At 33.8% G+C, this 6,597-nt stretch carries 7 protein-coding genes; 5 read left to right on the plus strand and 2 right to left on the minus strand.

Annotated features, from left to right (window positions below; genetic code table 11):
* The 5 genes from ACKI2W_RS03350 to ACKI2W_RS03370 all read left to right on the plus strand — a co-directional run.
* The coding region (locus ACKI2W_RS03350; RefSeq protein WP_407379222.1) for a hypothetical protein at positions 1-240 on the plus strand (240 nt) is incomplete at its 5' end.
* 137 nt (positions 241-377) lie between these two features.
* Positions 378-626 (plus strand): hypothetical protein, encoded by a 249-nt coding sequence (locus tag ACKI2W_RS03355; RefSeq protein WP_407379224.1) that lies wholly within the window; start codon positions 378-380, stop codon positions 624-626.
* 10 nt (positions 627-636) lie between these two features.
* Positions 637-1,446 carry a hypothetical protein gene (locus tag ACKI2W_RS03360; protein WP_407379226.1) on the plus strand — a complete coding sequence of 270 codons (810 nt, stop codon included), beginning with the start codon at positions 637-639 and terminating at the stop codon, positions 1,444-1,446.
* Complete coding sequence (locus ACKI2W_RS03365; RefSeq protein ID WP_407379228.1) at positions 1,439-2,848, plus strand: phage terminase large subunit; 1,410 nt, start codon at positions 1,439-1,441, stop codon at positions 2,846-2,848. The genes ACKI2W_RS03360 and ACKI2W_RS03365 overlap by 8 nt, the downstream gene beginning before the upstream one ends.
* A 156-nt stretch (positions 2,849-3,004) precedes the next feature.
* Positions 3,005-3,784, plus strand: a complete 780-nt coding sequence (locus ACKI2W_RS03370; RefSeq protein WP_407379230.1) for a hypothetical protein — start codon at positions 3,005-3,007, stop codon at positions 3,782-3,784.
* 51 nt (positions 3,785-3,835) lie between these two features.
* Here the strand turns inward: ACKI2W_RS03370 and ACKI2W_RS03375 are convergent, their stop codons facing one another.
* Positions 3,836-4,258 (minus strand): hypothetical protein, encoded by a 423-nt coding sequence (locus ACKI2W_RS03375; protein ID WP_407379232.1) that lies wholly within the window; start codon positions 4,256-4,258, stop codon positions 3,836-3,838.
* A gap of 272 nt (positions 4,259-4,530) precedes the next feature.
* Positions 4,531-6,546: a hypothetical protein gene (locus ACKI2W_RS03380; protein ID WP_407379234.1), complete on the minus strand. Its 2,016-nt coding sequence runs from the start codon at positions 6,544-6,546 to the stop codon at positions 4,531-4,533.
* Positions 6,547-6,597: the final 51 nt, after the last annotated feature.

The following is a 6,597-nucleotide window of genomic DNA, read 5'->3' on the forward strand; positions in this document are numbered from 1 at the left end:
ATAAAATATTATATTAATTATTATATACAGGTTGTAATAGCTATGGCCAATATAAATAATACATCATCCTACATGGATGAAGACAAAAAGCAAATTATCAAAGAGTCCAATTATACCTTTAGGGATGCTCTTGAAGTTTCATCTTATCTCATTGAAACGGGAAAGTTCGAAAGATTCTATAAGGAAATGCAAATCCACGATCTTCAAAAGGAACTTGACGAAATGGGTGACGAAGAATAAACTTCAAAATATAAGTCTCGCGTATATAACTCTTCAAAAGAAACTGTTTTTTCATTTGTGAAAGTAATATTTATTATTACTTTTATATTTTTTTTCTAATAAAATTTTATATATAATACATAATAAATATATGTATTATGTTACCGGAAAAAACCAACATCAGCGCAAGAGTTGAAATAACTCTCAAAAAAATAGTAGAAGAATCTAGTTTTACACACAAGGATGCTTATGAGCTTGGAGCTATGCTAATAGCTATTGGTGATGCTGAAGATACAATAACACTAATACACAACAATCCCAATTACCAGAAGGTCATGAAACAGACGGAGTACAGATTAATCGAAGCTAGAAAACAGGAACTGGAAAGGGAATTAAGGGATTTATAGGAGGGAACCTATGGATCGTGTAAATTCAGATATAAGCTATTTTTTAGAACACCATGAACAGGAAATCATCAATTGCTGCAGGAAGGCAATGAGCAACAAGGAGATTGTGGAATTATTAAAAACCAAATATGATCGTGAAGTTTCGCTTACAACATTCAGAAAATTCAAGGCCAGATTAAAACTGACAAAAGGAGATTTCCTGGAAACATTACTGGATGAAATCAAGGTAATGAAAACTCAAGGAGCTACAGATGAAAGTGTAAGAAGATGGCTGGCAGATGAACATGAATTTGAAGTAAGCGGGGCAACATTTTCCAGATTCAAAAAGAAATATAATCTAACAGATAAAGAAAAAGATCCGAGAGCTAGAGATAAAGAAGCACTAACAAACAGGGCCATTACTCAAAAACAAATCACAGACAATAATGTTTTCGAGGACAACATTGATTTGGCTATTGATAATATCCTCCAGCAGCAGGTTACTGATATCAAAACAGGACTTGAAAATCTTGATAAGATTACAAAAAATGCTGTAGATATTGAAATTGACTTTGAAAAGCTGGACCAGGAAATAAGATACAACGCCAATGAAAAAAGCCTTGCAAGATACCTGCTTGACCTAACAGAATTGAAAATAAGATATCTTGAATTATCTGTTAAAGCATTTGACGCTAAAAACAAACTGTTCAAAGATGAAATGGACAGACTATTCAAAAACCGTGTGTTAGAGTTGGAAGACAAGAAAATTGAAATCTCACAAAAGGACATCATGAATGAAATAGAAATCCTTGCAAAACAGATAGATGATAACAATGTATGATGAAAAAGGTGAATTCTATTTAGATGCTAGAGATAAAGCAATTCTTCAAAAGTGCGTATATGAAAATCCATATATACCATTCAATCCATTTCCAAAGCAGGCTGAAATGATACTAGCTACAGAAAAGGAGGTTCTCATTGGTGGTGCTGCAGGAGGAAGTAAATCAACAAGTTTACTTATGAGGGCATTGTTCTATGTTCAGGATGATGCAAATGAATATCATGCCCTCATCTTGAGACGTACATTATCTGACCTGAAGCGTAAAGGAGCTTTAATACATAAAGCAAGTCAGTGGTTAAATCGAAAGGAAGTTCAAAATAATGCAAGTATCAAACCAAAGTGGGATGGAACCGAACATTCATGGACATTTCCCAACGGCAATTCATTAACTTTCGGATATTTGAGAAACATCAATGACCTTGACACTTACCAAGGTTCGGAATATCAATTCATAGGAATAGATGAACTTACACAACTGGAAAGATTCAAGTATATCTATATGCGGTCTCGTGTAAGGAAAACCAAAGACAATCAACTTCCTACACAGTTAATGTGCTCAAGTAATCCCGGTAAACGTGGAAACAAATGGGTAAGAGAAAGATTCATAGAAAAAATAGATGAGGATATACAAGATAAATCTCAAATCAGATTCATTAGCTCAAGCTATTTGGATAACATTTATCTGGACAGAAAAGACTATGAAGATTACTTGATGGGTCTTGATAGAGTTACAAGGGAACAGTTAATGAACGGTAACTGGTATGCTTCAGTTAAAGGTCAGCTATTCGATGAATCAGACTTCCACTTAATCTCCTATGATGAATACATGAAAATACCAATTGTTAGAGTCATCAGATATTGGGATCTAGCTGCAACTGAAGTATTGAATGATGATAAACTGAAAGGAAGTGATCCGGATTTTACAGCAGGTGTTCTGCTTGCTAAAGATCTGTCAGGAAATATTTACATCCTGGACTCATATGAATTTCAGCTTGAGTCAAGAAACCTGATCAATGAAATCATAAACACTGCAGCACGTGACAAGTCAGATGTCCAGTATATTGAACTCGACGGAAGCACAGGTAAAAACTTCGGATTGTTAATTATAGATGAGTTGAACCGAAGAGGCTTTACTACAGGCACTGGTAACTCAAGAGAGAATAAAGTTGACCGTGCAAGGAGAGTTTCAGCAGACATTCAGAAGAATGGAATTTTCCTTGTTGGAAAGAATCGGACAGGGTTCACCAAAAAATGGGCGATGGAATTTCTGGAAAAAATAACTGCATATCCAAATGAAGCTATTCATGATGACTGTGTTGTTGCGTTCACTGGGGCTTATGAAAAAATAGCTAATGAAACTCAAACTAAAAGAGTTGATGTGGATAGGTGGTATTCCACATAACAATTAATTTGATGTGAAGGTTTTCTATTTAATTATTTAAAACCTAAATACATCGTTACTTAAGATAAAATAAATAATTCTAGCAATATAATAGTAATTGATATTAAGTTGGTAATATAAATTAAAGTATAACAAAATTAGTTAGGGGTAAAAATCATGCCAACATGTCCAAATTGTGGTAGTTATGTTCCATTAGGGAATCATTCATGTAGTTGCGGAACATCAATTGGTGGTTCTAGACGAAGCAAATATTATGATGAAGAGGAAGAGAGAAACTCTGGTACACGAAGTTTTTTTGACCATCTTACTACATATGAACAGTATGCATTGTTTTATGAAAATAGTCTATCACTAGCAAGAAGAACACCCTACGATGAATTTGCAATTAGATATTACAAAGAAGCAGTAGAGCATGGTTTTGACTATTGGAAAGAAATAGAAGATAAACCTGATGTAAAACCCACAATTCCAAAAACAAATGAATTATTAGCAAGTGAAGATGTTGAGAAATGTTGCGAAATATATAGGAACTATTATAGTAAACGAACTTCAATATTGCATTATAAGGAAATAGATGATATTATAGAACTTTTAACTAAAACAGGCAATGAACAAGCATATAAAAATGTTATTAAGGAAGTCAGTGATAAACGAAAAGCAGAAAGAGAAAGACGGGAAAGAGAGTATCAAAGATATAATGAAATACGAGAAAGAGAGAAACAACAGAAAAAAGAAAAACGCGAAAAAAAGATTCAAGAAGCAAAAGATGAATTAAAACAAATGAAATTAAATGCCGAAAAAAAAGTTAATTCTTTCTTAAGAGAAATGGATGACACATATGCTCCCAATACAAAAAAAATATTTGAAGAATTTCAAAAACCTAATAAACCAAAAAAATCAAAAGATTCAAAAAGAATTAGAATAAAAATTGATTAGGTTGAAGTGAATGCATTTAAAATAAATATGTTTTAATTAAAATAGTTTTAATTATTTTTCAACAATTAATCTTATTTCGCATTGTTTTTTCAATATCTTCAATATATTCTTTTCTTTTATTCTTAATACTCGAATTATTGCTTCAGTATCAGTAATCTCTTGAGATATTAAATTGAAATCCAATCCGATCTGCACATCTCCAGGTTTTAATATAGGTTCGCCTCTTGCATTCTTTTTTGGTACTCTTTTTAATCTTCCGTCAATAGCTATTATTTCAGTATATCTTTCCTGTTGAATTTCAGACAATACTTTGAAGTAGTCTCTTTTTCTTTGATTCAGACTTTCTAATGTATTCAACTCATAAGATATCTGTTGATTTAATTGTTTGAGTTTTTGATTTAATGGTATCCAAAATTCACAGGTGGTTTTGTTTCTGCATATCTCATGATTCGGATAACAATCACATTTAAACATATTTATCAGCTCGCTTTAAAGTAACCCAGTAACTTGGTAACTTATCAAAATATGGTAACTTGGTAACTCAGTAACTTGACAAACCTAAGTATTTTTCACTACTATTGTCCCCACACCTGAAGGGTCAGGTTACCTCAGAATGTGAAAAAATAAAATGAATTTAAATAGCTTTAATCAAAAAATAAATAGCTATAAATTCTTTAAATTTTTTTGGTGAGGTAACTTGAGCCTCAGGTTACCTCAAGTTACCAAAAGTTACCTAGCAAGTTACTTTATTTATTGACCTCCTTTTCACTTAAGTTCGGATATAGGAATGTTAAAAACTTGTCAAACCTGACAATCATAACTTTTGTAGATTTGGGTATTTTTACGGATTTGTATTCCCAACCTAACAATTCAGCAATTCCCTTCACGTCATAACACACTTCATTAGCGTTTTTCAATGCCGTTTTAAGTCCGCTTGTAAAGCAGACATAGTCAAGACCATCACGGCCATGATGCAGCACCATATACGGTATCAGACGCTCATTGATAATGTTAAAGACACGTTCATAGAAGTCATTAGAGTCTTTAACAGAATCTGTGAAATAGTTCTGATATTTTATTGGATATCCGTCTTCTGCTGAATAGACCTTAATGCTTTTGTTGTGCTTGTTGATCTCGTCAATGAAAAACATTCTCAGATATTCTATTTCTTCATCATCCAGATCTTCAGGGGTTACTGATTCGGCAAATGTCAATAGCCAATCAGGACATTTACGTTCACATTTGGCATATGCTCTTTTAATCAGTTCATTGCTTAGTTCCTGCCAAGGCAGTCTTAACAATTCTATATCCTTGTTAATTTCATTCACCACAAAGTCCGCAAGATACTTCAAATGATGAAACAGACAATCTTTGGGAGAGTTCATTTGGAAATGCTCCATAAATTCCCTTTTCTCATCATCTGTTTTTTTCTCACTGTGAGTATACATTAGCTGAACAAATCTTCTTGTCAAACCTTCGACATTGGGCAATGGACTGTTGGATGTAAAAGACAAGGTAGATAAGGCAAGGATAATAGCTAAGTTCCTTCCTTCATATCTGCGTCTTGCATTTGTTCTTTCTACACAGGTTTTCAATGTCTCTGTGCAGCTTTTGCAGTTGAACACGCCAACAGGTTCATTGATAATTAATCCGAATGTGGATTTTGATATTTGGGCACCGATTCTTGGAACGGTATCAAATTCAGATCCGCCAATATCTGTTTCGCTATCCGGTTCGCCGTAAAAGTATGCTCCAATACGGGCAAGAGTAGTTTTACCGCTTCCGCCCTTTCCGAAATGGAACATATATGGAATCAGGTTTTCCAAAGGCAATCCCATCTGTTTTTTGGCAAATCCGAAAGGAACTATCATTGCATGCTTTAGTGTTGTTGCCAGCTTTCCTTCCTGGCCTATGAAATAATTTCTTAAATCTTCAATCAAATCCAAGGCCATATTCATTTTACCAACGTCCGTTTCCTTCAATTCAAATTCAACTATTGTTAGACTTTTGGTTTCATCGTTATAGTAGAAACCTGGAGTTTCTATTTCGTTTTTGATTATTGCCAAATTGTTTTCAATAGCTATTTGAATCAAGCCTGGAACAACATCTTTGGATTGGTAACGTGAGAGGACATAACCGTGTTCAACAAGGTAATGTTCAATTTCAACGATGTTCATGTCTTTGGTATGGAATCTGCCTCCGTCTGCTGTTCTCCATTCGATGCTGAAGGTTCTTCCGGCTTCACTTATTGGATTGTCATGTATTGTAATTCTCATAGGATAGCAGAACAGTACTCTGGTGTAATCTGCCACTTCATTTCCTTTTTTCCATTCGATTGTCTGTGTAGTGACTTCATTGTTCCTGTAGTCCATAACGATATATTTGTTGGAGCCAGTTTGGAGTTTGTAAATCTTGTTGGTATCATATGGTATGATTGCTCTATTTAATTCACGCCCTACCAAAATGCTGGTCTTTTTGTCATATTTATCTGAAATGAATCTTTCAATGCCTTTTATCCCACTGTTTGGATTTTCATCGCCCAAATAAATGTCTTCGAAGAGTTTAATGATTTCATCTAATGTTTTCTCATGAGAAGGAAGTTGGTTGTATAATTCAGTAAGAATTTTTTCTACAACTTCTGGGTCTGTACCCTGCAAATAGAAAGCACTGATTATGTTTTTAAAGTATGTTAATTCATAATCCGGTTTATAGACATTACCTATAGCTTTTTTGATTTGTATAGCTGAACTTCCTTCACTCATTTTAATTACCTATACCTGAACGTCCCTCACAATGAAACTGTAGAATGTGTA

Origin of the sequence: Methanobrevibacter sp., from assembly GCF_045603845.1 — an archaeon.
Taxonomy (GTDB): Archaea; Methanobacteriota; Methanobacteria; order Methanobacteriales; family Methanobacteriaceae; genus Methanocatella.

Excerpts from the sequence above, each read along its gene's own strand:
- ACKI2W_RS03355 (WP_407379224.1), top strand. The coding sequence starts at position 378 with ATGTTACCGGAAAAAACCAACATCAGCGCAAGAGTTGAAATAACTCTC.
- ACKI2W_RS03380 (WP_407379234.1), bottom strand. The coding sequence starts at position 6,546 with ATGAGTGAAGGAAGTTCAGCTATACAAATCAAAAAAGCTATAGGTAAT.
- ACKI2W_RS03360 (WP_407379226.1), top strand. The coding sequence starts at position 637 with ATGGATCGTGTAAATTCAGATATAAGCTATTTTTTAGAACACCATGAA.
- ACKI2W_RS03375 (WP_407379232.1), bottom strand. The coding sequence starts at position 4,258 with ATGTTTAAATGTGATTGTTATCCGAATCATGAGATATGCAGAAACAAA.
- ACKI2W_RS03365 (WP_407379228.1), top strand. The coding sequence starts at position 1,439 with ATGTATGATGAAAAAGGTGAATTCTATTTAGATGCTAGAGATAAAGCA.
- ACKI2W_RS03370 (WP_407379230.1), top strand. The coding sequence starts at position 3,005 with ATGCCAACATGTCCAAATTGTGGTAGTTATGTTCCATTAGGGAATCAT.